This is a genomic window from Bradyrhizobium sp. CCBAU 51627 (genome assembly GCF_028128765.1).
Lineage (GTDB): Bacteria > Pseudomonadota > Alphaproteobacteria > Rhizobiales > Xanthobacteraceae > Bradyrhizobium.
In genome coordinates this window covers 595,698-620,395 of the sequence record NZ_LBJG01000024.1, presented here as the reverse complement: position 1 = coordinate 620,395, position 24,698 = coordinate 595,698, and the positions used below count along the sequence as shown (strand labels likewise).

Genomic DNA, 24,698 nt, shown 5'->3' with positions numbered 1-24,698 from the left:
TTGCTCAATGTGGCTGCCAAGCCGAAGCCGCCTTGAGAAAAGCTACAGTCTCATCAGAGGCGCGCTTCTCGCCTGGTGGGAAGTAGCTCAGCTTGACGACCACCGTATGCGTTGCGGGGTCAACAAAGATGTATTGCCCTTGCAGTCCAAGCGCCGTGTAGGCGCCTTCGTTGCCGATAGTCCACCACTGGTATCCGTAGCCACGAGGCTCCGAATGCGCTGGATCGGTAGGACGGGTCGACTCCGTCACCCACTCAGAAGAAAGAATTTGATGTCCGTTGGCGGCGCCCTTGTTAAGCATCATGAGGCCCAAACGGGCGAAATCGCGAAGCGTAGCGTTGAAGCCAGCACCGCTGAATTCTCGACCTACGCCTGGCGCTCCATCCATGATGAAGAAGCCGTCGGACTCTGCACCGATAGGCTCCCAGAGGTGCTTCGCCATGTAGGCGGCCAAATTGCTACCGTCGCTCACACGCTCCAAGAGAAGGCCAAGCACCGCCGTATCCAAAGTCTTGTACTGGAAGACTTCGCCCGGCGGATGCTTTCGCTCAATACTTCGGGCCACATCTGCGAAGCGTACCACGTTCTTGACTAGCGCATCGATGTGATTTCTGGCTGCTACTCCCGGGTTCTGAAAATCGTAGCGCTCTTCGTAGTCGACTCCCGATCGCATTTGCATGACCTGCCGGATCGTCACGCCTTCGTAACCGCCGCCCTTCAACTCCGGTAAATAGATGTCGATCCTCTCATCCAGCGACTTGATTCGGCGTTCGGCCAGTGCACAGCCGATGAGCATTGACGTAATCGACTTCGTCATGGAAAAGCCCATGAAGCGAGTTCGATCGCTCGACTCGTTAAGGTATTTTTCAAAGACGATCTTGCCATTCTTCAGGATGAGGAGCGCGTTCGTGTAGGATCGGTCAAGAAACTGATTGGCCTGAAACGTTTTCCCATCGTACTGATAGTCGAAATCGAGTGCGTGATCGTCCCGCGGAAGCTGCCAGACGGAGCCGGAACGTGCGACCGTGCGCGTGGTGAACAGCGCGTCCATGCTGCGGAAGGTGAGCGCGTTGATCTCGGCGTCCAGCATTGCAAAGCGAAGGTTCTGTATGCCGATCGGCACGTCCGACACTAAACCGCCCGCAAGCTGTGGCCGGAGCGCCTGTTGCGCTGTCGCACGCCCAAGGAGCGTCAGCGACGTGCAGGCGAGAATCACGAAGACAGCAATTCTCTTCGACAAGCGTACTTTCATTACGGTCCTCCCAGTCGAGTAGCGCTCCAAGTTAGCTTCGCGCTTATGCAATTGCGATCCCATGATAGGCGTCGGGCTATTGAGACCATGACCGCAGGCCACCCAGCACGAGTGGCTCGATCTGAGGCGCTCACACGCGAGCTGCACTCGCGGAGCGGCCCTGAGAGGGTTCCAGGCGACACCACGGTGCGCCGAGAACCATGAGCTTTCCTTCTAACACCAAGCTGCTGCATTCGGCGATTAAGAGGCTCAGCCGACTGTCGACCGTATGGATGTCCGCATGGCACGATCAATGCAAAATCCGCGACAGAAAATTCCGCGCTCTCTGCGTCTTGGGCTGACAGAAGAACTGCTCTGGCGCGCCTTCCTCCACGATAGCGCCCTCATCCATGAAGATTACTCGGTCGGCGACCTCTCTCGCAAATCCCATCTCATGAGCCACGCAGATCATCGTCATGCCATCGACGGAGGCGCGCGCGCCAAGTTCCATCATCGTGTCTAGGACTTCCTTGACCATCTCCGGGTCGAGCGCTGAGGTCGGCTCGTCGAGAAGCATTATCTTCGGCCTCATGCACATCGCCCTTGCAATTGCGACGCGTTGCTGCTGCCCGCCGGAGAGTTGAGAGGGATATTTGGTAGCCTGATCGGCGATCCTTACCCGTCTTAAAAAACCAATGGCGACCTCCTCAGCCTCGACCGCTTTCAAACCTCTCACAAGCATCGGCGCCAGCATACAGTTCGCGAGCACCGACATGTGGGGAAAGAGATTGAAACTCTGAAACACCATTCCCACTTCGCGTCTGACCCTGTCCACATTCGCAGCTTTATGGTCGAGAATACATCCGTCAACCACGATCGATCCGCCATCATGCTTCTCGATGTGGTTGATGCATCTAATCAACGTCGATTTCCCAGACCCCGACGGACCACAGACAACGACCTTCTCGCCGCGAGCCACACTCAGATCTATTCCATTGAGCGCGGCGAACGAGCCGAAAAGCTTGGTGACTGCGGACATAACCACGGTGCCACCTTCACATGAGCCACTTTCCATCGTTCGCACGCTCATCTCCACTTCTCGCGCGTTAGACCAGGAATTAGCGACAAAGACGTCGCCCGGATTCGGCATCACTAATGGTTGGTGAGGGCCGGCAGGACGGGTTGAAGCTTCTTGGCGCTCCGCTCCCCAGTCCGGTGGTCGGTGGACAGCCGCTCCTCAAATCTGCGCAACAGCCAGCTCAAGCTGGTGGTGATACAGAAGTAGATTGCTCCTGCTGTCAGAAAGACCTCGTAAGGCGCAAAGGTATTTGACACCTCAAGCCGGGCGGCACCTGTCAGATCGAGGAGAGTGATCGTACTGGCGAGCGAAGTCGCCTTGATCGTGAGGATGATTTCGCTTTCATACGCCGGCAGCGCTGCGCGAACGGCAAGCGGAATAGCCACCTTGCGTTGCGTCTGAAACCACGAGAGACCGAGGGCTTGCGAAGCCTCGAGAAGCCCCTTTGGCACCATTCTCAGCGCACCGGCGACGATTTCCGCGGTGTAGGCGGCCGAATTCAGACCGAGTGCGATGATAACGCACCAAAACGGATCGCGAAGAACCGGCCACAAAACCGAGCTTCGTACGAAGCTTAGCTGTCCAAGTCCGTAATAAACAATGAAGACTTGCAGCAGAGACGGAACTCCGCGAACGACAAGAATGTAGATCTTCGCCGGACCGTGGAGCCAAATCGATTGTGCGTTCCGCGCGTAGGCGAGCGGCACAGCTATCGTCATCCCGAGAAGCAAAATGAGTACGGCCAGCCGCCCCGTCAAACCCGCCCCCTTGAGCAGGCTCGGAAGCGCGTCTGCCATGATCGAGAATTCTAGCATGGCGCCCTCACGCAAAGCCCCGATTGGACCAAATACGGGCGTGGCGAAAACCCCAGGACGCAAAACTCGTCATGATCAGGTATAGGATCGCAGTCACCGAATAGACGAGAAACGGTTGTCTGGTTGCGCCGGAAATTACGGACGACGCCCGCAATAACTCTTCAAGTCCGATCACGGAAATCAATGACGTCTGCTTGATCAGGATGATGGCGAGGTTTCCGAAGCCTGGTAGCGCCAACCGCCATGCCTGGGGCAAGATGATCCGAAGGAAGGCGGCGCGTCGCGAGAGACCAAGCGCATGCGCTGCATCAAACTGGCCGCGCGGGACTTGTTTTATAGCCCCTCGAAAAATGTCGCTCGCGTAGGCCGCGAAAATGAAAGCGAGCGATGCAACACCAGCGGCGAAGCCGTTGATGTCCACATACCGTCCGGTCAACTTGGTCAGCGCGACCGTACCGCCAAAATAGATCAAGTAGATGATGATGAGATCGGGTACGCCCCGAACGAGGGCAGTGTATACTTCCGCGCTGTAGCGAAACGGCTTGGCGCCATAAATTTTAACGGCACCGAGCGAGATGCCGAACACGGTTCCGATAATGAGCGCCATGAGCGTCACCGAAAGCGTCGTGACCACGCCCCAAAGCAATTGCAGGCCATAACCAGAAACCCAATCCGCCGTCACAGGTTGGACCCGCCAGATTTTCGTAAGCCATCGCTTTCCACCTTCTGGCGGATCAACTCGCGGACAGGTCCTTCATGCCAGGCCTGAAGCTTTCCCTTGGATGTTCTCTCGTTCGCATAGACGATCCAGACGTCATCGGGCGAACCGATAACCTGATCCACCCGCACCCGATCCGGATACTGTTCTGCGTACTCGAGGTAAACGAGGGCAGAATCGTATTTTTCCTTGAGAAGATTCTCGAAAATGATCGGGAGTGACGGCTCGGACACCCGCGTCTGCCATCGGCTGACATCGATGTAGCTCTCGGTCGCAGGAGCCAAAAGACCGATTGATTTCGGTGTTTCGACATCCGAGCGCGTGAGAATCGCCAGCTCCTTGCTGCGGCAAATGAAGCTATCGACGGCGAACATTCTTCTAAAGTGCGTACCGAGTGTCGAAGGCGTGTCAGGATGCACGGCACATTGTAAGATGAAATCGTACTCACTGTTGATCAGCCCCTTCATGGCGACGTCGAAATCTGGCACGAGTACAATCTTTGCTTCCGGGATGCCGTGAAACTTGATGTACTCCTTAGTCACGAATTCATGGTTGGTCCCGGCCGGGCCGAGCGTTGCGAAGGTGATCATCGAATTCTGCCCGCGTACCTAAAAGCGTTGAACGTCGTCTTTGCCGCGCCGAAACGCTTAATCGCTACATTAGTTTGAAGTCGAAATACCGTTTTACAATCTTGTCGTAAGTCCCGTTCGACAAGATCGTATCGATGGCGGAATTTACTTGCTCGAGCAGTTTGGTGTCATCCTTGCGCAAGGCAATCGCGTTTCCTTCCCCGAGGAGACCGCCAGAATATTCCGGACCGACGAGCTCATACTCAGCCGCTTGCGGGCTCTTGAGGAAGCCCAGCAACGACGTCACACGGTTCGCGAGAAGCAGGTCGATACGACCCGCACTAAGGTCCATCTCCACGTCAGTGGTCTTGTCATAGCGAACGATCTGGGAATCGGGATAAGTCGCCGTCAGGTATGCATCCTGAATGCTGCCGCGCTGTACGCCGATCGTTTTACCCTTCAGCGCGCCGGGGCTTGTGTCAGTGAAGGCGCCCTTTCGCGCAACAAACTGGCTGGACGTGTTCTTGTATTTTTTGGTGAAAGCGACCTGTTGCTTGCGCTTTTCGGTCACGCCCATGCTGGCGACGATCATGTCGTATTTTCTTGCGTTCAGGCCGGGAATAATGCCATCCCATTCCTGGGCAACGATCTTGCATTTGACCTGCATGACCTCGCAAAGGGCGTTTGCAATATCGACGTCCCAGCCGGTCAACGTACCCTTGGCGTCGACAAAGCTCCACGGCGGATAAGTGCCTTCGGTGGCGATGCGTAGGTCCTGAGCAATTGCACCTGATGCAGCAAGCGCAGAAAGCGCAAAGCTAAGTGCCACGTTCCGACAACTCAAATGGTTCATGTCTGTCCCGCGTCGAGCGCTCAAAGTAGAGAGCTTGTTCAATCAAGTGTCCGGCTGCGAGCTTCGATCGTCAACGTCGCTGAGAATATTTTAATCTCATGCAAATCGGGCTACCAGGCGGCATGGTCGGCGCTTCGGCACTTGGCACGGCGCGTGCCGAATCCGCCTTTTTGCCTGGACGACCAGATCGAATATTGTGATGTTTTTCTACGTGGAAGAAGGGAGCGTAAATTGTCCGGTGGCACGCGCACTAAGAGACCGATGGGGGGTAAGCGGGTCCGCAGGGGGGCGCTCTCGCTTATGACCAGGCCGACCCAATCTGCGACGCCGGTGCAATCCGAAGCTTCGGCCGATTCCGATCAGTACAACTCCGAGAAAGGAGGTGCTCTGGCATTGGCCGTTGGCAAAGAGATCAAAAGCTTGAGGCTGAGCCTGAATATGGCGGCAAACCAACTCGCCGAGGCCGCAGGCTTGTCGAACGCCATGCTCTCTAGGATCGAGCATGGATCCACCACGCCATCCTTCACGACACTGGTGTCACTATCAGTCGCGCTCAAGGTTCCGGTGTCACGACTTTTCGCCGCCTATAATCAGCCCATCGACTATTCTCTCGTTCGGTCGGGTAAGGGCATCAACGTCCAGCGACAGGCTCATCGATCCGGCCTGAACTATCAGTTGCTCGGGCATTTATTGTCCGGCGAGAAATATGTCGAACCGTATCTCGTGACGCTGACAAGTGATTGCGCAAACAACCCCGGATTTCAGCATACCGGGATCGAATTGATCTATGTGCTGGAAGGCTCGATGATTTACCGTTATGCAGATGCGGTGATGGAGCTGCATCCCGGAGATACGCTCGTCTTCGATGCGAATTTTGTCCACGGTCATGAAAACCTGCTGACGCCGACAGTTCGTATTCTGTCGGTCGTGTTTAATTTGCGTACGTAAGTGCGCAGAGAGACCGCGCAACCACTCCGCAAATGGCCTGCTTCGCTCAACAATGATAACCCGCAAAGTGACGCGCGCCTCGCAGCCGGTTCTGCGTAGGCCCGGTTCAGCTTGAGCAAGTTGAGATCCGACGAACCGCTCTGTCTCCAGTAGCCCGCACTCTTGAGGCTAGGCGGCGCGAACGGATTCGAGGAACTTATTGACCTCGCTCTTGAGACGGTTGCTCTCGCTTGAGAGGCTCTGCGCTGCAGAGAGCACCTGAGACGAAGCCGTTCCAGCCTCGGCAGCGCCGCGTTGTACGTCGATGACATTAGTGGAGACCTGCTGCGTACCCTGCGCTGCCTGCTGGACGTTGCGCGATATTTCTAGTGTGGTGGCCCCCTGCTCTTCCACTGCTGCGGCGATGATGGACGATATTTCCGACAGTTTTTCGATGGTCTCGCTGATTTCCTTGATCGCACCCACGGATGTCTGGGTCGCCGTCTGGATGCTGTTGATTTGCTGGCCGATCTCCTCAGTGGCCTTGGCGGTCTGCTCCGCCAACGCCTTCACTTCCGTCGCGACAACTGCGAAGCTGCGACTGGCTTCACCCGCTCGGGCCGCCTCGATATTGGCATTGAGTGCCAAGAGATTCGTCTGTCCCGCGATTGTGCTGATCAACTCGACGACATCTCCAATACGGCTGGCAACCTTCGAAAGCTCGCTGACCTGCTCATTGGTCCTGCGCGCTTGCTCAACGGCCTCACCGGCCATCCGCGCCGACTCCTGCACCTGACGGCTGATCTCGTTACCTGATGATGACAGTTCCTCGGTGGCGCAAGCGACAGACTGAACGTTGGTCGATGCCTCTTCGGATGCTATAGCGACTGCCGTGGTCAGCTCTTGCGCCCGCTGCGCCGTGGCAGTCAGCATACCGGCGGATGCTTCGAGCTCAATCGAGGCTAGGGACACGGTTTCGACAACCGCGCCGACGGCGGCTTCGAACGAGTCGGCAAGCCTGATCATATCGGCCTTGCGCAGTTGCGCAGCGATCTGATCCTGCTCCATCTTCGCTTCGGCTTCATCGCGCGCCTTCTGTTCAGCTTTGATCTTGAAGGTCTCGACCGCCCGCGCCATGTCACCGACTTCATCGCCACGGCCGAGGCCGGGGAGCACGACCTGGAAATTCCCGTCGGCGAGTTCGCGCATACCGCGACATAGACCGACCACTGGCTTCGAGATCGCACGTCCGATCAACCAAGCAAGGACCACACCAACACTCAAGCATGCAACCGATAAGATCAGAATGAAGCTTTCGGTTGACGCGACAAGGGCTTCCGTCTCGCCTTTGACCTCTGTCTCGTCCGCTAGGCCGGCTTCTTTGATCGCTTCAGCGGCGGCGCCGATCATTTGCGCCATCAATGCCATTTCTCCATTGGCGAGTACCTCGGCTTCGTGCGCATTATGCGCTGCCTTGCGATAGGCATCGGTGTATCTCTGGATGTTGACCGCTAGGTCGGCAAATATTTTGCGGACATCGTCATTGACGAATTTCCCGTCGAGGCTGGTCATCGCGACTTTGAGCGCCGAGTGAGCCTTGTCCGCTCTCTCGGCCGAACCCTGTTCATAGCGAACCAACAACTTGTTGACGTTGAGCTGCAACAGCAGCAATTGCTTCAAGGCCTCGTCAGCCAAGATCAGTGTGCTCGAGTTACCCCCGTTGCTTGCCATCGCCTGAAGCTCCTCGATCTTAGCGCGAGACTTCAAGCCAAGAGGATTGAGGACTTCCTCAACCAGTGTATTTTGCTCCTGCTTCAGAGCGACAAGCTTGTCGAAATCGTTGATATAAGGCTCGAATTGCCCAATCAAATCCGTCATCATCTGGCGGTGCTCGGGGTTCTTGATCTCGTCCAGACCGCGCCTCATATCCTTAACCAGGAGTTGCTGCCGTCTACGCGCCTCTTCAAGCAAACCTGCATCGCCTGAGAGGGAGAATTCGCGCACGTACCGGCGGAATTCGATAAAGCCGCGATCAACATCGCGAGCGATCGTCGCTACGTTGATGTGCTGATTGAACGTCTGGAACCCCTCCGAGACCTTGCTAAAGCTGCGATAGGATGTGACCGCCAATATCGCCGTCAGCATCAGTACGGCGAGGTATCCAATCCTTATTTTTGTGCTGATCCTGCGGTCGGTAAAGAGCCGGAAAAGGACTCGGTGACCTGCCATGGCTTGGAAAGAAATGATCAAGTGCTTGTTCCCCTCAACCAAAAGAACGACTCACGATTCGGAGGCATCAGTCGCGCAGCGGCGGTTGCGCTTTCGAAGCGGCCCGACTTTCATGGGTAGTAGCGGTATAAATTTCTGGAGTGCCCGGCCATAGACCCAGCTAACATCGGTACTGTTTGCGGAGGACAGCATCCGGTGCACGAGCCGCAGCCGCTTTCATGCAGCACGCACCAACGGCGATCGATCAGCCGCCACTTCTCGAAATTTCGGTGTTCGCGACGCAACCTGCGCTGATACCAACAAAGAGCTGACGGACAAGTCGCTTCGCTCCCGCTAGTGGACAGCAGGCGATCCCGGCATCTCAAGCCAACACCTGTGATTCCCGACTCCTCTTGGACAAGGATAGCGTGACTTTCAGGTTGACGTCCTTCCAGCGCCGAGCAAGCTAAACCGCAGCCATAGCGCCCGGAGTCTCTCAGTGGTGCGGGGATAATGCTGTATCCGGCGATACAGATGCATCAATTCGACAACCGAACTGAAGTGATTCGCGTTTGCACGTGCGGATCCCAATCACCACTAGGCCGTGAGTACAGAATGACGCGGTCGGCTGGACCGCGGTCGTCGGTTTCTTGCGGTCGGAAGGGAAAGGCCGCCGTCAGAGGGCGCTATGTCAGGGACGCTATCCCACAAAATCTGAATTGCGCACGGTACTCTGCCCTCCGTTCAGACATCGGACCATGCTCGCTCGCGCGACTGCTATCCTCAGATGCAGAGCAAAGAGCTAGTAACAACGCGATCGGCCGCAATCCTTGTCCCTCCGCTCGCCGCGGCAGCCGCCATGTGGTCCGATCACATCGACTCCCGCCAACTGCAGAACCGAAATGAACAGTCCCGCCTAAGCTGAGTTGACACACCATATCGCCGCTTCGGCAAATATATTTCCCAATCAAGTCGCCACCCATGTGAGCGTGAGGCTGTCGTATGCCCCGCTCCACGAGCATCTAACGTAGGCGCACGATCGTATCGACGGATACAGACCTACTCCGTCGCGAGGCTCTAAGCGTTGGATCACGTTGCAACGCTCCACATGCACTTTATTGCCGACTGGGCGCTGTGACTCGATGTCCGCCACTATTTGCGAGGAAACGATGAAGCAGGAAAAGATAAGAGTAATCCCGACGGAGACCGCGTTGATTAGTGCGGCTCGCGATCTAATTCCCTTCTTGAGGGATGCCGGCAGCAGTCATGACACAGAGAAGCGTCTTTCAAATCGAGTCGCTGAGAAGCTACGCGACGCAGGATTCTTCCGCATCTGCCAATCGCAAGAGAACGGAGGCTACGGCCTGTGCCCATCGACCTTGTGGCGGGTAACGCGAGAACTCGCTCGCGGTGACAGCGCCACGGCATGGATCGTGGCTTTGGCGGGATTGCACCCCTGGATGGCGGGAATGTTTCCGCCGGCTGCTCAGGATGATGTGTTCGAGGGCGGCCGCGACGCGGTCGTCATCGCTTTGACAGGCAACGTTGGCCGGGGCGTCAACGCAACACTCGACGGCGAGTATTACTGTCTGACAGGGAAGTGGACGTACGCGTCGGGCATCGATGTAGCTGACTGGGCGTCCGTCCTGGTCGATGTTCCGACAACTGGCGGATCTCGGGAATTGCGCCTGTTGCTCGTGCCGAAATCCAGTTTCCGCATCGACCACGAAAGTTGGAACGTCTTCGGCATGCAAGGAACCGGCAGTAAGGACGTATATCTCGAAGACGAGCGCGTCCCCGCCTATCGCACGCTGAGTTGGAGCAACCTGCAGCGCGGAATTGTACCCGGCACCGAGCGAAATCGCGGCCCAATGTTTCGTATTCCCCACACGAGCTTGTTCGTGATGTCAGTCGCTGCGCCGATCGTCGCCGTGTCGTATGGATTGCTCGACCATACAATTGAGGCGATGAAGAAGCGCTTCCCTGCCGGCACCAGCGCACCACAGACCGAGGACCGGTTTTCGGTCGCTGAACTCGGAAAAGCGGCGAGCAAGATTGACATGGCATTCAATCAGCTCATGCATGATGTAGATGAGATGTGGGACCAGGCGGTTGCCGAGCTGCCATTCACAGCGGAGCAACGCACACGCTACCGCATCAGCGGCGCGACGATCTGTGACACTGCTCTTGCCTCTGGTGACGATCTCGCCCGAATTGTGGGCGGAAGCCTTTTACCACGAGGCCCAGTCGAGCGATATTTTCGCGACCTCCATAGCATGGCCGCCCACTTCCTGATGCAAGCGAACCACGCCGGCGAGCTCTACGGACGCGCGCTTCTCGGCGTCGATCTCCCGCCCAACGCTCGCATTTAGCTTCCACTTACCTGGGATTGGAGAGGATCAAACGGACAACATCCTCTTTCGACCTGGCCAACTGATCAATTGGAGCCGCCAACAATGAAAATCCAGAAGATTCACCACGTCGCGTATCGCTGCGTCGACGCCAAAACGACCGTCGAGTTCTACAAAAAGATACTGAATATGGACCTTCTCGGTGCCATCGCGGAGGACACTGTCCCCTCGACAAAGGAGCCTGATCCCTACATGCACATTTTTCTGGATGCGGGCGATGGGAATATATTGGCCTTTTTCGAATTGCCGAACTCTCCGCCGATGGGACGGGACGTCAATACGCCAGAATGGACGCAGCACATTGCCTTTCAGGTCGCCGATCTCAAAGAACTCAACGAGGCCAAGTCACGAGCTGAGGCTGCTGGGCTCGAGGTCGTCGGCGTCACGGATCACACGATCTTCAAGTCGATCTACTTTCGCGATCCCAGCGGTCACCGTCTCGAAATCGCGGCTTGGACGGCTACGAACGACCAAATCGCTCGCATGAAATCGGTCGCCCAAGAAATGATTGACGAGTGGTCGCTGACCAAGCGTGCGCCTCGTCACAACGCCTGGCTGCACGAGAAGGAACTCGCCAAGCCGAATTAGCCTTGGTTTGAATAGGGAGGCGACTTGGCTTGACCCCTCATGGGCCGCGCCGCAGGTCCTGGACGCATCCCTTCTTGACGCGCGAAAGCCGTCCCCAGGAGGCAGGTCATTTGCGGAGGCCTCTGTCCGCTACGCATCGGCAATTGAAGCACCCCGCGATTGAACCGCAATGGCGCTCGCACGAAACCCGGTTGAGACTTCCCTCAATTTACTTGCAGAGTTCTCCCCCAACACACTCGCGTTTCGCACATGCACCGGATCTTCCAAAGATTCATTGATCTCCTCTCCAGCGCCGAATCTGCGGCTGACTTTTCCCACGCAATGTCAGTGACGGCTGCTGCTTTGGATCTATCCTGTTTCGCCTACCTGGCTTTGCCGCAAGGACAGCGCGGAAAGCCGCGTTTGATCTCGACTTATCCGCCTAGGTGGACCTCTCGCTATCTGGAGAATCACTACGAAGATATTGATCCTGTAGTAATGCAGGCCCTCAAAGATCCTGAACCCTTCACATGGGGGATTCATGCCAAGGGTACATCACTGGACCAGCAACGGCTCCTCGATGAGGCAGCACAATTCGGAATTCGGTTCGGATTTACTGTCCCAATTCACGATGGTCGCAGTCCCATTGCCGCCCTTACCTTTGCTGCCGATCAACGACACGCGCCATTTGCAGCCTGCGTGACCTCGCACGGTCGAGTACTCCAACTTATGGCGATGTATTTCCATGCACATGTTCGGCGTAAACTCTCGAATGAACTGATAATTAATGGCTTGTCCCGCCGAGAGCTCGAGTGCCTACAATGGGCGGCACAGGGCAAAAGCGCCTGGGAAATTGGACGCATTCTAAATATATCACGCAACACCGTCGCATACTACTTAGAGAACGCGAAGGAAAAGCTGGGGGTTCGAACGGTCGTCCAGGCCGCGACGCGCTTGGCCGCTGCTAAGAAAGATAAGCAAAATTAGGGTGAATATCCCCTGCGACTACAGGTGGTGTATTCGATCGATATTTCCGCTCCAAGGAGGCGCCAGACCTTTTTGGAGGACCTATGATCCAGCTGATTACACCGGCTTCGTACGGCGACTTTACGGATACTCTCGTTGCTATGCATCGGTTGCGGCATCGCGTTTTCAAGCTTCGAATGGAATGGGACGTTCAAACCAGCAGCGACATGGAGATTGATGATTTTGACGCACTCCATCCCGCCTACTTGGCCCAAGTATCTGATAGCGGCCAAGTACAAGGTTGCGTCCGCCTGCTCCCAACCCTTGGCCCGACGATGCTTCGCGATACCTTTCCCGCGCTTCTTGGAGGCCAACCGGCGCCCGCAACATCTCTCGTTTGGGAAAGCAGTAGATTCGCAATTGATGTAGCTCCCAATGATCCAAAAGGGGATCACGGTATCGCGCGCGCCACTTACGAACTCTTTGCCGGAATGGTCGAGTTCGGGCTTTCTCGACAGCTCACTGATATCGTTACCGTCACGGACGTCCGAATGGAGAGAGTTCTCCGTCGAGCCGGTTGGCCCCTGCGACGCATTGGCAGTCCCTCCACTATTGGCAATACGCTAGCCGTGGCAGGTTATCTTGCGATTACAAGAGAGATTCTCTCTAACCTTCGTAAGGCTGGTGATCTTTCGAGGCCGGCTCTTTGGACACCAGTCATCTTCGCGGCAGCGTAGAGACGTTTCACGAAACAGACGTGATATACGTCCCCGCGCGGAGCGGGGACGCTGTGTCTTGCGGTTTTCTACCGAGCGACAAGCATGACCGAAATCGAGATTAGGAACGATCGACGGAGCGCCGGAATTGCTGTTGACCTGCAACAGCTTCGGCTGGCCGTTGCCGCCTGTGATTATGGAAGCTTTCGGCGGGCCGCAGAGGTGCTTTCAATCAAGCACACGGTCCTCAGTCGTTCTATTAGCCAGCTCGAATATCTGGTCGGAACGTCATTGTTTGAGCGCTCAAGCGGAGGGATCAAGCCTACTAGCGCCGGCCGCAAGGTCCTGCGAATTGCTCGGCTAATCCTGGAGCAAGTCGATGCGCTCGTCGACACCGGTAGATCTAATGGCCGAGGTGAAGCGGGTCATCTTGCGATAGGCTTCTGCACGTCCATTTCCACCGGCAATTTGCGAGCTACATTAGCGGAGTTCAAAAAGCAGTTTCCCAAAATCGAATTGGCGACAGTAGAACGCTCTCGCCTTCGTCTAATGACCGCCCTTCGTAGCGGCACCGTCGATGTAATCGTCACCCCAGGGCGCTTCTATTCGAAAGACACCAAAGCACTACCTCTCTGGAGCGAACGCATCCTTATCTCGCTGCCCCAGGCTCACCGTTTGGCAGCACGCGAAACCGTCTACTGGACTGATCTGCGTAACGAAACGCTTCTCTTAAGTCAGTATGATCCGGGACGCGAGCTTGAAGATCTCTTGATATCGAAGCTCGCAATACCCGAGGACCGTCCCAGGATCGAGCGCCATGACGTTAGCCGAGACATCATCAAAAGCCTGATAAGTATGGGCATTGGGCTAAGTCTTGTGATGGAGTCGGATATTGGAGCGAGCTTTTCCGGCTCGGCGTACCGAGAGTTGCAGGACGGAACGGGGCCAAGCCGGTTAGACTTCTATGCACAATGGCGCGATGACAATGAAAATCCGGTTCTGAAGCGTTTCCTGAATCTGTTGGCGGAACGCTACCCCTCACCTCCGCCAGATCTCGGGGAGTGACCGGTTCGACGCGCTTTTGCAAATCCGCGGTCCGCGGCCATAAAGCGAGCCAGCATGGGCGCGATCAGCTTTCCAGGATCAATGCGCTGCCCATTTTCGCGTGCCACAGCCTCTGCATAGGCGACCAGATCCCGATGCACTGATGCTGGGAGTTCAATGCTGATCTTGACCGGTTTGTCATCAAGCAGAGTTCCGATTCTAAGCTTGGGCATCCCGCTACCCTCCGTAAGGCACAAGTATGAGGTCACGATTGACGAGAACGCGAACCGGAAAACCGGGACGTACGGTCAGGGTCGGCTGGATGTTGAGACTGCGCCTGACCACTTGCTGTCCGGTTTGATTAAGTGAGTCGGAGGCGCCGTGTCGCAGTGCTTGGATGATGGCGCTGTCGTTGCTATTGGTGTCGGAGCCTGCGCCTAGTTCCGTACCGACCGCCAAGAACGTCGATAGCGCGGCAGCCTTGAATAACTCACCCCAGTGATTGTCGATTTCGTCTTGGAGGCCGGCATAGCCAGCGGTGTCCGCACCCGGCTGCCGCTCTAGAACGATAGAACGTCCATTGGGCATGATCAGCCGCGTCCAGACAAGCAGGACGCGGGACTGGCCGAAAGTGACCTGGCTATCGTAAATGCCGATCAGGCGCGCTCCCTGCGGCCGCTGTATTGCCGGTTAGTCGACGCATTTTTCGGCATGGCCAGCGGCGCTTTCGCCGCGGACGTACCCCAGGGCTGAACCCAGGGGACGCGTCCGGCCTCAAGCTCGGCAATGATCTTGTCGGTAATTTCGTTATAGAGGGTTGCCCGGTCCTGGCAGGCGCGCGCGCGAGCAGTAGTGTTTGACATCGCGGGTCTCCGCGACGGGCGCCGCGAGCCTCTCTCGCAACATCCAACCCGTCACGGAAAAACCAACCTGCACTCTTACTCTCAGCCCTTGCGCCATCTACCGAGAGCCTCATTCGCGATCAGGCGTGCGCCCAAGGGCGCATCGCCGCAACGGAAAATGGCACCCGGAGAGCGTGAGCATAGCGACCCGAAGGGGCACGCGGGTCCGAGTGCAGCGACGAGACCGGTTCAATAGCGGCACCCGGGAACGGGGCAGTGATAGCGATCGCCGCAGGCGAGCCCCTTTCCCGAGTGCCCCCGGCGAGGAGCACCAAAGCTCTTGCGCGAGGGATCGAAGCCGCAAGGCCGAGACGCTGCGCGGCTCGGTTCACGAGAGCCCGGTGCGGCTCTTGCCGCACGTGCCAAGACCTGAGCGAACGTGATGCAGGCGAGAAGCCTGTGGGCGGAGCGAAAGCGAAGTCCGCTCGCGGACGCGGCGAAAGAGGCACCAGCAGGAGAGTCAGGATAGCGTCGACGCGTAGCGGCGGGACTCGGACCAACACCGGTTAAGAAGCCACCCGAGCCCGAGACAGTGATAGCGACGCCGGAATGCAATGACGGCGGGACCCGAGAGCGAGTGCCTCCGGCGAGCGACTCAATGCGGCTTCACGTCTGCTTGGTATCAATTTTGCTTTTGTGATATCGTCTCACTCGTGTGCATGTCTATGCACGGCGTGGGCATGTTCACTGAGAGCCAATTCTTACAGAGGACGACATGGCCAAGAAAGCGAAGAAGGCAAAGAAGACCGCGAAGGCAGCTACCAAGAAGGTGGCAAAGAAGACTTCAAAGAAAAAGAAGTAGCCGTATCGGCTGCTGATGTACTGCCGCCTCCGGGTCGAAAACCCGGATGAAGAGCGAGACCTCCCAAAGGATATGAAGCGTCCTTTGCAGCCGTTTGGTATCGCGGCACGCTAAGATAAGGCCGGACCTTTGTGCAGGTGGCTGCTGCATAAAGGTCCGGTTTTTCGTTTCTGCCCCGGAGGGCGTGATCTGCCCGTGCGCGAGGGATCGAAGCCGCAAGGCCGAGACGCAGCGCGGCTCGGTTCACGAGAGCCCGGTGCGGCGACGGCCGCGCGCGCTAATCGGATAGGGACTGACCACCTGAGCTCGGACGTCTGAAGTATCGGAAAAACCGCTTCTTCAGTTCGTTCTTGCCCACCCTAGCACCTGCCCGGGCGGAAAATTCGGCCTTCGAAAAACCACGAGATCCCACGACCCAGAATCCCAGCCTTGTGCTAGCAGCCGGAACAAACGACGCGCCACAGGATTCGTCGTATTCGGAGTCTATTTCAATGTTGATGACCAAGCAGAGACGGCCGGCGATCCGCGCCTTGCGCGGCTGGGCGATCCACGTGCTGAACGAAGCGGGCGCCATCCGCGAGTGCGAGGAGCACGGTTGGATGCAGGACCGCGCCGAGCCGCACGCACGAGAGCGCGCGTTCGATATCGCCCGTCAGGACCCGCCAGCAGACGTCTCCCCTCAAGCAGCGGAGGCCGCGGTTCGCGACGTGCTGGACTCAATTGGTGATACCTGCCCAGAATGCGCCCCTGACGAGGAGGACCGGCGCTAAACATCGACGCCAGCCCGTCTCCGAGGTCAGCGGCCTAGCCGTTTCTCCACGCGCTTCCGCGCGTTGCCGACCTTTTTGACGGCCTTTTTCACCGCCGGCGCCGACTTTCCCGTCTTTTTCGCCTCGTACTGTACTTCGTAGTCCTGCCCGCCGGCCACCCGCGCCCGGTCCTGCTTTCGTCCGCGCGCCGTCTTGCTCTTCTTCGCTACCGCCATCGGTGCCTCCTGTTGTGACATCGAAGCAACGCGATACTGATTCGCAGGTTCCGGAACGATTCGATCTGTGCCAATTTGAATCGGCTGTAGCGTGGAGTTCTTCAGAGGCGTTTCAGCGTAAAATGCCGGCGGCTATCGGCGTCAAGGCGCCCTTCCCCGGCTTTATCGAACCGGCCCTGGCCACCTCGATCGAGAAGGTGCCATCCGGAGAGCGCTGGATTCACGAAATCAAGTTCGACGGCTACCGTGTTCAGGTCCATCTGGCCAACGAGGCGGCGAAGATCTTCACCCGGCGCGGCCACGATTGGACGCATCGCTTCAAGAAGGTCGCTCATGACGCCTGGCGGATCAAGGCGAACTCGGCGGTGGTGGACGGCGAGATCGTGGTACCGGCCGCCGACGGCACGACCGATTTCTCGGTCCTGCAGAACGAGCTCAAGGGCAAATCGAAGAGCATCGTGCTCGTCGCGTTCGATCTGCTCTATCTGAACGGCCGAGATATCCGGAAGCTACCGCTCTCTCAGCGCAAAGCCGAACTCAAGAAGATTCTAAGCGGCACCGACGTCCAGTTCAGTCGAAAGCTTCGAGATAGACGGCCGCGAGATGTTCGCGCACGCCTGCAAGCTCGGCCTCGAAGGCGTCGTCTCGAAGGTCCGGGGCAGCGCCTATCCAACGGGACGCACGAATGATTGGGTCAAAAAGACCTGCGTACAGCGTGAGACGTTGACCATTGCCGGCTTCGCACTCGATGGGACGAAGTGGGACGGCATCTACGTCGGCCGGCGCAAGGGTGATGATCTGGTCTACGCTGGCAAGGTCGACCACGGCTTCGACAAGGTCTCGGCCGCCGATCTGCAGAGACGGCTTAGACCCCTCATCCGAAAGACCCAGCCTTACACCAAGCGCATCGGTCACAAGGGCATCTGGGTCGAACCCAAGCTTCTGGCCGAGATCGAGTATCGCGCGAAGTCGGCCGAGGGCAAGGTCCGGCACCCGTTCTTCCGGGGCCTGCGGGAGGACCTATGAATGGATGCGTTTGATCGCTTCTGGCAATGGGCGAACAAGCCGCCGGAAAGTCCACTGACTATTCCGGCCGAGCTCCATCGAGCGGTCATGGAGATCGCTCCTGAAGACCGACAACACCGCACCGCGGTGAACCGAGCCGCAGCGCGCATACCAGACGCCGAACGATGATGACGGCACCTCTGGGCTTTCCTCGGTGCCACGGAGCAAGAACCCGTCAAGAGATTAACTCCGGGCGCGCCGCAGCGCAGCTTCCAAGCGCTCCTTCTCCTTATTCCAGCGATTGTCTTCGGCTTGCGATCTCTTCGCGAGAGCCTCAACCTCGGCCTGGATGGCGGCGGCCCGCTTCGCGTGTTCCTGCTCCGCCATGTCCAGCGCAGCCTGCGCCTTGTCGACCGCCTGCTGACGGCGCTCACGTTCTCTCTGCCTGGCGGCCTCTTCCCTCGCCCGCTCACCTTCCCGACGCCTCTCCTCCCGTTCGTAGGCGAGTGCAGCCTTCCGCTCGACCGTCTTGTCGACGGGACGTGAGGAAGGCCTCTTCGCAGTTTGGCCCTTCGATTTGCGCGGGGCGTTCGTCGATCTTCTGTCCCCGCCGAGATCAGAGGGCAGTTCGGCTTGCTCGCTGAAGGATCGGTCGGATCCGACAGGGCGCTTGAGAACGACGCCAGGCTTCTTCATGGCCGCAGCGATGATGTCCGGATCGTCGCTTTCCCTCGCCGCGCCCTGGTGGAAGAGATTGCTGTTGGCGCCCCAGGCTTCGAGGGCCGCTTTCATGGAAGGAGCGGCGATCGCGAGATCGAAGAAGCCCAGCGAAGTCTGAAAGGTTTTCAGTTTTCTCGCCATCGGTCTGATCCGCCCTCCTTTAATCGAGCGTCAACGTCGCATGCCACGGAGTCTGCGGAACACGACGCGGCTCCGAACCGTTCCCTAATCCTTGAAGGACGTCCATGCATTTCGCAACGTGCTCTTAAGGATTGGTCTCGAATGAGCCGGACGTCGACCCTGCCCAAACGCCTGCAGCCGATGCTCGCTACGCTCACCGACGCGCCGTTCGACGACCCTGGTTGGGTTTTCGAGGACAAGTACGACGGCTTCCGCATGATTGCGGAAATCCGGCGAGGCAAGGTTGCGCTCTACAGCCGCAACGGCAAGATCATCAGCCGCAGCTATATCGAGGTCGCGAAAGCGCTAGAGGGGGTGAAGGGCGATGCCGTGATCGACGGGGAGCTCGTCGCGATCGGAAAGGACGGCGTCTCGCATTTCCAGTTGCTTCAAAACGCGCTGCGCCATGAGGCGAAGCTCGTGTATTGCGCCTTCGATCTCATGTTTGAGAACGCAACAGACTTGCGCAAGCGGCCTCTTCTCGAGCGCAAGAAACGGTTGAAGGCAATCCTGCCGCGCGACAAGCTGATCGCCTTCAGCCCTCACCGCAAAGGGGACGGTACGAGATTCTTCACCGAGGCCGAGCGGAAGGGCCTCGAAGGCATCATGGCAAAGCGCGCCGACAGTTCGTATGCGTCGGGAAGCCGGACCCCGGATTGGCTGAAAATCAAGATGGCAAAGCGACAGGAAGTGGTGATCGTCGGCTTCACGGCGCCCAGGCGCACCAGGCCGTTCTTTGGCGCGCTGGTCCTCGCCGTGCGGGAAGACGACGCATGGCGTTACATCGGGCATGTCGGCACTGGCTTCACCCACAAGGCCCTGGAAGACCTCTATGCCAAGCTCTTGAAGCTGAGGGTCTCTAAGTCACCCTTTCTTGCCAAAGTGAAGGACTAGGCCGCCAAGACCTGGGTCAGGCCCTCGCTGGTTGCCGAGGTCAAATTCGCGGAGTGGACAAGCAAGGGCGAACTGCGCCAGCCGGTCTATCTCGGGCTCAGGTCCGACAAGCGGGCCAAGGATGTCGTGCGCGAACGAGAACGTTCGCGCAAATAGCGACCCCTTCGTACCTAACCGGCGAACGTAACGAATTGAGTCGGCGGCGCGCGAGCTGCCGCGAATCCGCCATGAATCGGTCGGACACAGGACTCCGCATCAGAGCATAGTCAGACCCACAGCCCGGTGGCGACAATTGCTCGCACCTCGGATCGTAATACGAGGAGAATAGGGACTAGCGATCCCAACAATGGCTACCGGCACGCCGCCGGATCTAGAATGATCTTCCTGGTGCGCACGCTGTGCACCACGCGCAATGGGCCTCGATTGCACAGGGATGATCCCAACACGTAACTGGCCTTGGCGAAAAGCCTGGGTACGTGGGGATTGTCCTATGAAGACCATCGGCTGGGCCGCAATTATTTACACCGTTCACGATGCCTACACCTTCGGAGCGCTCGTCCTTTTGGTCGCTGGCGAGCTTGCTGCTGCCTACGTGTCAGGCAAGCGGCTGAAGCCGGATGTCCGCAAGAAATTAAGTTCTCGGCGTTTAAGTTGAATTTAACCATCTGCCCGTATGGTGACGGTGCCAAATTCCCGTTTCACCCGCAGTTTCAGAGGCATCGATGAGCGAATCACCAAGAAATGTCCAAAAAATTGACGTCCAAACTTTGGACGTCATTCGCAAGGCGATGGCCACTGGCCTGCACCGCCTGGTCGTGCGGACTCGTAAGGTCAAGCTGAATTGGTGGAGCGGCCATGTCGCCGCGGAGGAAACCGTCACCACTGTGGAGCCGACCGATGCTCGGCACTGAACTCCCGGAATGGCGCAGCCGTAACCGATTCACACAAGACACGTTGCGGATGGCGCTGGGCGTCAAATCGCGCCAGACCATCATCACCTGGGAGAAGTCGACCGAGCCGCTGCCTCGCCTCGTCGAGCTGGCGTTGATGACCCTGGAGCGGTTTCCTGAGGAGCGGAAAGTGACAACGTTGGCGACGGTTCACCGCCCCCCTATCCCGGCGTCGTTTTAGCCTTTCTCTTGTTCGCGGCCACCTTGGCTTCTGTAGCCACTACGATGAAGCCGCAGCAATGGCGCCGTGCGTTTGTCACCACATCGGTATCGCTCGCGTCTCGAATCTCTTGCTTCCGGTCCTCGTGTGGGGTGACGGCTATGTATGCCTCGCGCACTCCCTCCACGACGTTGCGTTCAATCGCCTCCAAGGTCGTGGATCTCCGGTCGCATCCCCTCAGGCGTGATTTCGAGCGTCGCAACCGTGATTGGCAGCTTGAAGCGCCGCCGCCCCGCGCTGCCGGGATTCAGGTAGAGAATGCCGCCGACCGTGTCGATCTTCGGTACGTGGGAATGCCCAGAGACGATCACGTCGATGCCGGCGCCGGGATCGGCCTCGAGTGTCTTCAGGTCGTGCAGAACGTAGATCGACTTTCCCGCCAGGCGCACGAGTTTCGTGTCGGAGTATTCGCCGGCCCACTCGCCACTGTCCACGTTTCCACGGATGGCGGTGACGGGCGCGATCCGACGAAGCGCATCCACGATCTCGGGGCGCCCGATGTCTCCGGCATGAATGATGTGATCGACGCCCGTCAGGCCTCGTTCCGCCTCGGGCCTCAACAGGCCGTGCGTGTCCGAAATGATTCCAATCCTGAACATCATTTTCTGTCGCTCTCAGCCGCGATCGCCAAAAGACGATCGAGAAGTTCGACCTGAGCGGACAGTATCTTGGTCCGTGCGAACTCGATATCGAACCATTCCGCGCGGTCTACTTCGGGAAAGCTCTGCCGTCGACCGCTTCGTGGCGGCCATTCGATATCAAAGGTGTTGCTGGTCAGAGCCGCCGGGTCAAAATGCCCCTCGCCGGCGAACGCGATGACACGCTTTCCTCCTCGCTGTCGGATATCTCCCAGCGCCCGGAGCGGTCCAATCGAAGCACTCGAGCCGAGTTCTTCGGCGAACTCGCGCCGCGCGACCTGCTCCGGAGCGTCCGCGCCATCGATTTCGCCCTTCGGAATGGACCAAGCGCCATTATCCTTCTTGCGCCAGAACGGACCGCCGGGATGAACGAGCAGAACCTCGAGCCCGCGAGTGCCCTTGCGGTATGCGAGAATGCCCGCACTCAACATCGATCTCCCGGAAGTCTTTTTCAGCGCAGCCATATCGCTCCTTGCCGCGGACGACGAACTAACGGCCGTCTGGCATCAAGGGACGCTTCACGACGCGCTAGGCTGACTTCCGCTGCGGTCTGGCCGCCGGCTTCTTTGCCGCGGCTTCCTTCGCTGGCTTCTTGCCGGCAATCGGCATCAGCATTTCCTTTTGCCCTGCCGCCGCCTTGCGCGGCTTCTTGGCCGTCTTCTTCGGCGCCTCTGTCGGGCCCATCGCGTCTCGTCCGATGCTCTTGCGCAGTGCGTCCATCAGGTCCACGACGTTCTCACCTCGAGGACGCGCTTTGGCGGTGATGGGTTTGCCCGCGCGCTTCTGATTGATGAGATCGATGAGGGCCGTTTCGTACTGGTCCTCGAACTTGTCCGGCTCGAAATGGCCCGCCTTCTGATTGACGATGTGTTTGGCGAGATCGAGCATGTCCTTGGTCACTTTGACATCCTGGATGTCGTCGAAATACTCGTCCGCGTAACGGACTTCATAAGGATAGCGCAACAGCGTCCCCATCAGTCCCTTGTCTAACGGCTCGAGCGCGATGATGTGCTCCCGATTGGTCAGCACCACACGGCCGATTGCGACCTTGTTCATCTCGCGGATGGTTTCCCGAATGACGGCGAAGGCATCGTGCCCGACTTTACCGTCAGGACGCAGGTAGTAGGGGCGAATGAGATATCGCGGATCGATCTCGCTGCGGTCGACGAACTCGTCGATCTCGATAGTTCGCGTCGATTCCAGCGCGACGTTCTCAAGCTCCTCCTTGGTCACCTCGATGAAGGTATCGGTATCAACCTTGTAGCCCTTGACGATGTCCTCGTTGTCGACCTCCTCGCCGGTGTCGGCGTCGACCTTGGCGTACTTGATCCGATGGCCAGTCTTTCGGTTCAGCTGGTTGAAAGAGACCTTTTCGGATTCCGACGTGGCCGGATAGAGCGCGACCGGACAGGTGACGAGGGAGAGACGCAGGAAGCCTTTCCAGTTGGCGCGGGGGGCCATCGCGGGGGAACTCCATTACTGATGCCGGATTCAAGACGAAGGGCCCGCCATGGTTCCGACATCGCGCCCCGTCCGACAGGCCGATTTTTCTCCACCTAGGCCAATGGACGGACTCGACTTTTGTTCATGTTATGTTCTAATGGAGAGATGACCGACCGACCCGCGAGCTGGCGCATGCCGACCACCAAGCAAATGGAAAAGCTGGCCGCCGAAGCCGCCCGTAGGCCGAGCCCTTCCGCTGCGGCTCCAGAGGCGCCGCTTCCTGCCGAATACTGGGAATCCGTCCTCAGAGACCCTCGCGCCGACACGACCGGGGCTCAAATGCGGCAGCGGTGTCTTTCCGAAATTCAGCGCCACGTACTCCGCGTCTCCTGCCGTCGCTGCGAGCGGACCGTGGAAATCCAGACCGCCGATGCCATTCGCCTGTATGGCGCCAACGCGGTCTGGAAGGACGTGGCGCAGCGGCTGCTCGACAACACCTGCCAGCAACGCACCGGCAGGCATGAAGAAGACGGGTGCTGGCCAGCGTTCGAGACGCCGTAGTCGCTCTGGATTTGCCGATCCGATCTCTTTGCGCCTGGATGTCCGGATGGCCCCGAAGTATCACCCTACGCCCCTGTCGGGCGGCGATCGCAAGGCTCTGGCAAAAGAGCTCGGCAAGGCACGCGCAATGGCTAACATCCTGGCTACCCAGTCGGCGGAGATGCGGGCCAAAGGCGAGGCGATGATTCAGCAAGCCGATAGGCTGCTTTGCGAAAGCTGGAATGAGCGGATGTGGAGTGACGGCGAACCGATCGATCCGTCGCCGACCATCGATCAGGCTGTGAATGGAGGCTTCCCCTGGCTAGAGATCAGATGCGCGCGCTGCAAGACGCCGAGCGACGTGGACCTCGCGGCGATGAAGCACCCGCCGACCACTTTCGTGCACGATCTCGCCAGCCGGCTGCGCTGCCGCAAATGCGCCAAGGCGGGCCGGCGTCCATCCGCGACTCTGCTACAATTGACGTGGCAGCCGCGCCACCCTCGAACCGAATCTTGACCGATGTGCAATCTTTATTCAATCACGACCAACCAGGCCGCGATCAGCGCGTTGTTTCGTGTCGTGAACCGATACGTTGGAAATCTAGCGCCGATGCCAGGAGTATTTCCCGACTACAAGGCACCCATCGTGCGAAACGGAGCCGAGGGCCGCGAACTCACTACTGCGCGATGGGGAATGCCATCGTCATCAAAAGCGCTGATGGACGCCACGAAGAAACGAGCCGAGAAGCTGCAGGCGAAGGGTAAGCCGGTCGATTTCAAGGAACTGCTACGGATGGAGCCTGACAGCGGCACGACCAACATCCGCAACGTAAAAAGCAAGCATTGGACGCGATGGCTCGGAACTGAAAATCGCTGCGTGGTGCCGTTCAACTCGTTCAGCGAGTTCAACAAGGGTGAGGGCGGCGACATCTGGTTCGCGTTCGATGATACCCGCCCCCTTGCCTGCTTCGCCGGCATCTGGACCAGTTGGACGTCGGTCCGGAAGGTCAAGGAAGGTGAGACGACCAACGACCTCTATGCGTTCCTCACGACGGAGCCGAACGCCGAGGTCGGCGCCATCCATCCGAAGGCAATGCCCGTCATCCTGACAACGCCGGAAGAAGTCGAGACCTGGATGACGGCTCCTCCCGACGAGGCTCTGAAATTGCAAAGGCCGCTGCCGGACGGAGCACTCCGGATCGTCGCCTGCGGCGTCAAGGAAGACCCACCGCGGTGATCCCGACCACCGGATAGGAGCGCACGTTTGGATGCGCGCTCCGTGGGACGAGGCCAAGAGGCTACCACGCCCCTTGCCC

General features: G+C 58.3%; 27 protein-coding genes and 4 pseudogenes. 16 read left to right on the top strand and 15 right to left on the bottom strand.

Annotated elements, in window-relative coordinates:
- Nucleotides 1-4 precede the first annotated feature (4 nt).
- From XH88_RS17855 to XH88_RS17830, 6 genes are all read right to left on the bottom strand, one after another.
- Entirely contained in the window at nt 5-1,252 is a 1,248-nt protein-coding gene (locus XH88_RS17855) for a serine hydrolase domain-containing protein (RefSeq protein ID WP_271669569.1), read from the bottom strand.
- Nucleotides 1,253-1,541: 289 nt separating this feature from the next.
- A complete protein-coding gene (locus XH88_RS17850; protein ID WP_271669568.1) occupies nt 1,542-2,321 on the bottom strand; it encodes an amino acid ABC transporter ATP-binding protein in 780 nt (259 codons plus the stop codon).
- A gap of 62 nt (nt 2,322-2,383) precedes the next feature.
- The gene (locus XH88_RS17845; protein ID WP_271669567.1) at nt 2,384-3,124 is read right to left on the bottom strand and encodes an ABC transporter permease; all 741 of its coding nucleotides are present in this window, start codon (nt 3,122-3,124) and stop codon (nt 2,384-2,386) included.
- A 7-nt stretch (nt 3,125-3,131) separates the two neighbouring features.
- Complete coding sequence (locus tag XH88_RS17840) at nt 3,132-3,806, bottom strand: ABC transporter permease (protein WP_271669566.1); 675 nt, start codon at nt 3,804-3,806, stop codon at nt 3,132-3,134.
- Nucleotides 3,803-4,432 carry a hypothetical protein gene (locus XH88_RS17835; RefSeq protein WP_271669565.1) on the bottom strand — a complete coding sequence of 210 codons (630 nt, stop codon included), beginning with the start codon at nt 4,430-4,432 and terminating at the stop codon, nt 3,803-3,805. The genes XH88_RS17840 and XH88_RS17835 overlap by 4 nt, the downstream gene beginning before the upstream one ends.
- A 64-nt stretch (nt 4,433-4,496) precedes the next feature.
- Nucleotides 4,497-5,264 (bottom strand): transporter substrate-binding domain-containing protein, encoded by a 768-nt coding sequence (locus XH88_RS17830; protein WP_271669564.1) that lies wholly within the window; start codon nt 5,262-5,264, stop codon nt 4,497-4,499.
- Nucleotides 5,265-5,564: 300 nt separating this feature from the next.
- On the opposite strand from XH88_RS17830, the gene XH88_RS17825 reads away from it, so the two are divergent.
- Nucleotides 5,565-6,212, top strand: a complete 648-nt coding sequence (locus XH88_RS17825; protein WP_271669563.1) for a helix-turn-helix domain-containing protein — start codon at nt 5,565-5,567, stop codon at nt 6,210-6,212.
- A 168-nt stretch (nt 6,213-6,380) separates the two neighbouring features.
- Here the strand turns inward: XH88_RS17825 and XH88_RS17820 are convergent, their stop codons facing one another.
- A complete protein-coding gene (locus XH88_RS17820; RefSeq protein ID WP_271670373.1) occupies nt 6,381-8,420 on the bottom strand; it encodes a methyl-accepting chemotaxis protein in 2,040 nt (679 codons plus the stop codon).
- 1,148 nt (nt 8,421-9,568) lie between these two features.
- Here XH88_RS17820 and XH88_RS17815 point away from each other — a divergent pair.
- The 5 genes from XH88_RS17815 (at nt 9,569) to XH88_RS17795 (ending at nt 14,124) form a co-directional block, all read left to right on the top strand.
- Complete coding sequence (locus tag XH88_RS17815) at nt 9,569-10,771, top strand: acyl-CoA dehydrogenase family protein (RefSeq protein ID WP_271669562.1); 1,203 nt, start codon at nt 9,569-9,571, stop codon at nt 10,769-10,771.
- Nucleotides 10,772-10,855: 84 nt separating this feature from the next.
- Nucleotides 10,856-11,398: a VOC family protein gene (locus XH88_RS17810; protein ID WP_271669561.1), complete on the top strand. Its 543-nt coding sequence runs from the start codon at nt 10,856-10,858 to the stop codon at nt 11,396-11,398.
- A gap of 249 nt (nt 11,399-11,647) precedes the next feature.
- Complete coding sequence (locus XH88_RS17805; RefSeq protein WP_271669560.1) at nt 11,648-12,364, top strand: LuxR family transcriptional regulator; 717 nt, start codon at nt 11,648-11,650, stop codon at nt 12,362-12,364.
- An 83-nt stretch (nt 12,365-12,447) separates the two neighbouring features.
- Nucleotides 12,448-13,080 (top strand): acyl-homoserine-lactone synthase, encoded by a 633-nt coding sequence (locus XH88_RS17800; RefSeq protein ID WP_271669559.1) that lies wholly within the window; start codon nt 12,448-12,450, stop codon nt 13,078-13,080.
- An 84-nt stretch (nt 13,081-13,164) separates the two neighbouring features.
- Nucleotides 13,165-14,124 carry a LysR family transcriptional regulator gene (locus XH88_RS17795; RefSeq protein ID WP_271669558.1) on the top strand — a complete coding sequence of 320 codons (960 nt, stop codon included), beginning with the start codon at nt 13,165-13,167 and terminating at the stop codon, nt 14,122-14,124.
- Here the strand turns inward: XH88_RS17795 and XH88_RS17790 are convergent.
- From XH88_RS17790 to XH88_RS17780, 3 genes and pseudogenes are all read right to left on the bottom strand, one after another.
- A complete protein-coding gene (locus XH88_RS17790) occupies nt 14,091-14,336 on the bottom strand; it encodes a DUF2274 domain-containing protein (RefSeq protein ID WP_271669557.1) in 246 nt (81 codons plus the stop codon). The two genes, XH88_RS17795 and XH88_RS17790, sit on opposite strands and share 34 nt — an antisense overlap.
- A 4-nt stretch (nt 14,337-14,340) precedes the next feature.
- Nucleotides 14,341-14,778, bottom strand: a pseudogene (locus XH88_RS17785) (TrbI/VirB10 family protein); the annotation flags it as partial.
- A pseudogene (locus tag XH88_RS17780) lies at nt 14,778-14,966 on the bottom strand (ArdC-like ssDNA-binding domain-containing protein); the annotation flags it as partial. The pseudogenes XH88_RS17780 and XH88_RS17785, both read right to left, overlap by 1 nt.
- A gap of 1,332 nt (nt 14,967-16,298) precedes the next feature.
- Between XH88_RS17780 and XH88_RS17775 the strand changes: the two are divergent.
- A complete protein-coding gene (locus tag XH88_RS17775; protein ID WP_271669556.1) occupies nt 16,299-16,577 on the top strand; it encodes a hypothetical protein in 279 nt (92 codons plus the stop codon).
- A 26-nt stretch (nt 16,578-16,603) separates the two neighbouring features.
- On the opposite strand, the gene XH88_RS17770 is transcribed toward XH88_RS17775, so the two are convergent.
- Entirely contained in the window at nt 16,604-16,792 is a 189-nt protein-coding gene (locus XH88_RS17770; RefSeq protein WP_091881179.1) for a DUF3606 domain-containing protein, read from the bottom strand.
- A 122-nt stretch (nt 16,793-16,914) separates the two neighbouring features.
- On the opposite strand from XH88_RS17770, the pseudogene ligD (XH88_RS17765) reads away from it, so the two are divergent.
- Nucleotides 16,915-17,818, top strand: a pseudogene (gene ligD / locus XH88_RS17765) (non-homologous end-joining DNA ligase).
- Complete coding sequence (locus tag XH88_RS17760; RefSeq protein ID WP_271669555.1) at nt 17,819-17,986, top strand: hypothetical protein; 168 nt, start codon at nt 17,819-17,821, stop codon at nt 17,984-17,986. It begins immediately after the preceding pseudogene.
- 54 nt (nt 17,987-18,040) lie between these two features.
- Here XH88_RS17760 and XH88_RS17755 read toward each other — a convergent pair whose 3' ends face one another.
- Nucleotides 18,041-18,658, bottom strand: a complete 618-nt coding sequence (locus XH88_RS17755; protein ID WP_271669554.1) for a cell envelope biogenesis protein TolA — start codon at nt 18,656-18,658, stop codon at nt 18,041-18,043.
- A gap of 141 nt (nt 18,659-18,799) precedes the next feature.
- Here XH88_RS17755 and ligD (XH88_RS17750) point away from each other — a divergent pair.
- The 4 genes and pseudogenes from ligD (XH88_RS17750) to XH88_RS17735 all read left to right on the top strand — a co-directional run bounded on the left by ligD (XH88_RS17750) (nt 18,800) and on the right by XH88_RS17735 (nt 20,722).
- A pseudogene (gene ligD / locus XH88_RS17750) lies at nt 18,800-19,747 on the top strand (non-homologous end-joining DNA ligase).
- A gap of 334 nt (nt 19,748-20,081) precedes the next feature.
- Nucleotides 20,082-20,246, top strand: coding sequence for a hypothetical protein (locus XH88_RS17745; protein ID WP_171947749.1), 165 nt, complete (start codon nt 20,082-20,084; stop codon nt 20,244-20,246).
- 67 nt (nt 20,247-20,313) lie between these two features.
- Entirely contained in the window at nt 20,314-20,502 is a 189-nt protein-coding gene (locus XH88_RS17740; protein ID WP_130228312.1) for a hypothetical protein, read from the top strand.
- Nucleotides 20,489-20,722 (top strand): hypothetical protein, encoded by a 234-nt coding sequence (locus tag XH88_RS17735; RefSeq protein WP_271669553.1) that lies wholly within the window; start codon nt 20,489-20,491, stop codon nt 20,720-20,722. Before XH88_RS17740 ends, XH88_RS17735 begins: the two co-directional genes overlap by 14 nt.
- A gap of 176 nt (nt 20,723-20,898) precedes the next feature.
- Here XH88_RS17735 and XH88_RS17730 read toward each other — a convergent pair whose 3' ends face one another.
- The 3 genes from XH88_RS17730 to ku all read right to left on the bottom strand — a co-directional run bounded on the left by XH88_RS17730 (nt 20,899) and on the right by ku (nt 22,860).
- Nucleotides 20,899-21,363 (bottom strand): metallophosphoesterase family protein, encoded by a 465-nt coding sequence (locus tag XH88_RS17730; RefSeq protein WP_271669552.1) that lies wholly within the window; start codon nt 21,361-21,363, stop codon nt 20,899-20,901.
- On the bottom strand, nt 21,360-21,863 hold the full coding sequence (locus XH88_RS17725; protein ID WP_271669551.1) for an NUDIX domain-containing protein: 504 nt from the start codon (nt 21,861-21,863) through the stop codon (nt 21,360-21,362). The genes XH88_RS17730 and XH88_RS17725 overlap by 4 nt, the downstream gene beginning before the upstream one ends.
- A 64-nt stretch (nt 21,864-21,927) precedes the next feature.
- Entirely contained in the window at nt 21,928-22,860 is a 933-nt protein-coding gene (ku, locus tag XH88_RS17720) for a non-homologous end joining protein Ku (protein WP_271669550.1), read from the bottom strand.
- Nucleotides 22,861-23,007: 147 nt separating this feature from the next.
- Here ku and XH88_RS17715 point away from each other — a divergent pair, with 147 nt between their 5' ends.
- The 3 genes from XH88_RS17715 to XH88_RS17705 are packed head-to-tail and all read left to right on the top strand — an operon-like array spanning nt 23,008 to nt 24,619.
- Nucleotides 23,008-23,403 (top strand): hypothetical protein, encoded by a 396-nt coding sequence (locus XH88_RS17715; protein WP_271669549.1) that lies wholly within the window; start codon nt 23,008-23,010, stop codon nt 23,401-23,403.
- 46 nt (nt 23,404-23,449) lie between these two features.
- The gene (locus tag XH88_RS17710; protein ID WP_253587629.1) at nt 23,450-23,899 is read left to right on the top strand and encodes a hypothetical protein; all 450 of its coding nucleotides are present in this window, start codon (nt 23,450-23,452) and stop codon (nt 23,897-23,899) included.
- Between the two features lie 3 nt (nt 23,900-23,902).
- On the top strand, nt 23,903-24,619 hold the full coding sequence (locus XH88_RS17705) for an SOS response-associated peptidase (protein WP_271669548.1): 717 nt from the start codon (nt 23,903-23,905) through the stop codon (nt 24,617-24,619).
- The last annotated feature ends 79 nt before the right edge of the window (nt 24,620-24,698 follow it).

What these genes read in the sequence shown, in the direction of transcription:
- XH88_RS17855 (WP_271669569.1), bottom strand. Translation starts at nt 1,252, where the DNA reads ATGAAAGTACGCTTGTCGAAGAGAATTGCTGTCTTCGTGATTCTCGCC.
- XH88_RS17850 (WP_271669568.1), bottom strand. Translation starts at nt 2,321, where the DNA reads ATGAGCGTGCGAACGATGGAAAGTGGCTCATGTGAAGGTGGCACCGTG.
- XH88_RS17845 (WP_271669567.1), bottom strand. Translation starts at nt 3,124, where the DNA reads ATGCTAGAATTCTCGATCATGGCAGACGCGCTTCCGAGCCTGCTCAAG.
- XH88_RS17835 (WP_271669565.1), bottom strand. Translation starts at nt 4,432, where the DNA reads ATGATCACCTTCGCAACGCTCGGCCCGGCCGGGACCAACCATGAATTC.
- XH88_RS17830 (WP_271669564.1), bottom strand. Translation starts at nt 5,264, where the DNA reads ATGAACCATTTGAGTTGTCGGAACGTGGCACTTAGCTTTGCGCTTTCT.
- XH88_RS17825 (WP_271669563.1), top strand. Translation starts at nt 5,565, where the DNA reads ATGACCAGGCCGACCCAATCTGCGACGCCGGTGCAATCCGAAGCTTCG.
- XH88_RS17820 (WP_271670373.1), bottom strand. Translation starts at nt 8,420, where the DNA reads ATGGCAGGTCACCGAGTCCTTTTCCGGCTCTTTACCGACCGCAGGATC.
- XH88_RS17815 (WP_271669562.1), top strand. Translation starts at nt 9,569, where the DNA reads ATGAAGCAGGAAAAGATAAGAGTAATCCCGACGGAGACCGCGTTGATT.
- XH88_RS17810 (WP_271669561.1), top strand. Translation starts at nt 10,856, where the DNA reads ATGAAAATCCAGAAGATTCACCACGTCGCGTATCGCTGCGTCGACGCC.
- XH88_RS17805 (WP_271669560.1), top strand. Translation starts at nt 11,648, where the DNA reads ATGCACCGGATCTTCCAAAGATTCATTGATCTCCTCTCCAGCGCCGAA.
- XH88_RS17800 (WP_271669559.1), top strand. Translation starts at nt 12,448, where the DNA reads ATGATCCAGCTGATTACACCGGCTTCGTACGGCGACTTTACGGATACT.
- XH88_RS17795 (WP_271669558.1), top strand. Translation starts at nt 13,165, where the DNA reads ATGACCGAAATCGAGATTAGGAACGATCGACGGAGCGCCGGAATTGCT.
- XH88_RS17790 (WP_271669557.1), bottom strand. Translation starts at nt 14,336, where the DNA reads ATGCCCAAGCTTAGAATCGGAACTCTGCTTGATGACAAACCGGTCAAG.
- XH88_RS17775 (WP_271669556.1), top strand. Translation starts at nt 16,299, where the DNA reads ATGTTGATGACCAAGCAGAGACGGCCGGCGATCCGCGCCTTGCGCGGC.
- XH88_RS17770 (WP_091881179.1), bottom strand. Translation starts at nt 16,792, where the DNA reads ATGGCGGTAGCGAAGAAGAGCAAGACGGCGCGCGGACGAAAGCAGGAC.
- XH88_RS17760 (WP_271669555.1), top strand. Translation starts at nt 17,819, where the DNA reads ATGGATGCGTTTGATCGCTTCTGGCAATGGGCGAACAAGCCGCCGGAA.
- XH88_RS17755 (WP_271669554.1), bottom strand. Translation starts at nt 18,658, where the DNA reads ATGGCGAGAAAACTGAAAACCTTTCAGACTTCGCTGGGCTTCTTCGAT.
- XH88_RS17745 (WP_171947749.1), top strand. Translation starts at nt 20,082, where the DNA reads ATGAAGACCATCGGCTGGGCCGCAATTATTTACACCGTTCACGATGCC.
- XH88_RS17740 (WP_130228312.1), top strand. Translation starts at nt 20,314, where the DNA reads ATGAGCGAATCACCAAGAAATGTCCAAAAAATTGACGTCCAAACTTTG.
- XH88_RS17735 (WP_271669553.1), top strand. Translation starts at nt 20,489, where the DNA reads ATGCTCGGCACTGAACTCCCGGAATGGCGCAGCCGTAACCGATTCACA.
- XH88_RS17730 (WP_271669552.1), bottom strand. Translation starts at nt 21,363, where the DNA reads ATGATGTTCAGGATTGGAATCATTTCGGACACGCACGGCCTGTTGAGG.
- XH88_RS17725 (WP_271669551.1), bottom strand. Translation starts at nt 21,863, where the DNA reads ATGGCTGCGCTGAAAAAGACTTCCGGGAGATCGATGTTGAGTGCGGGC.
- ku (WP_271669550.1), bottom strand. Translation starts at nt 22,860, where the DNA reads ATGGCCCCCCGCGCCAACTGGAAAGGCTTCCTGCGTCTCTCCCTCGTC.
- XH88_RS17715 (WP_271669549.1), top strand. Translation starts at nt 23,008, where the DNA reads ATGACCGACCGACCCGCGAGCTGGCGCATGCCGACCACCAAGCAAATG.
- XH88_RS17710 (WP_253587629.1), top strand. Translation starts at nt 23,450, where the DNA reads ATGGCCCCGAAGTATCACCCTACGCCCCTGTCGGGCGGCGATCGCAAG.
- XH88_RS17705 (WP_271669548.1), top strand. Translation starts at nt 23,903, where the DNA reads ATGTGCAATCTTTATTCAATCACGACCAACCAGGCCGCGATCAGCGCG.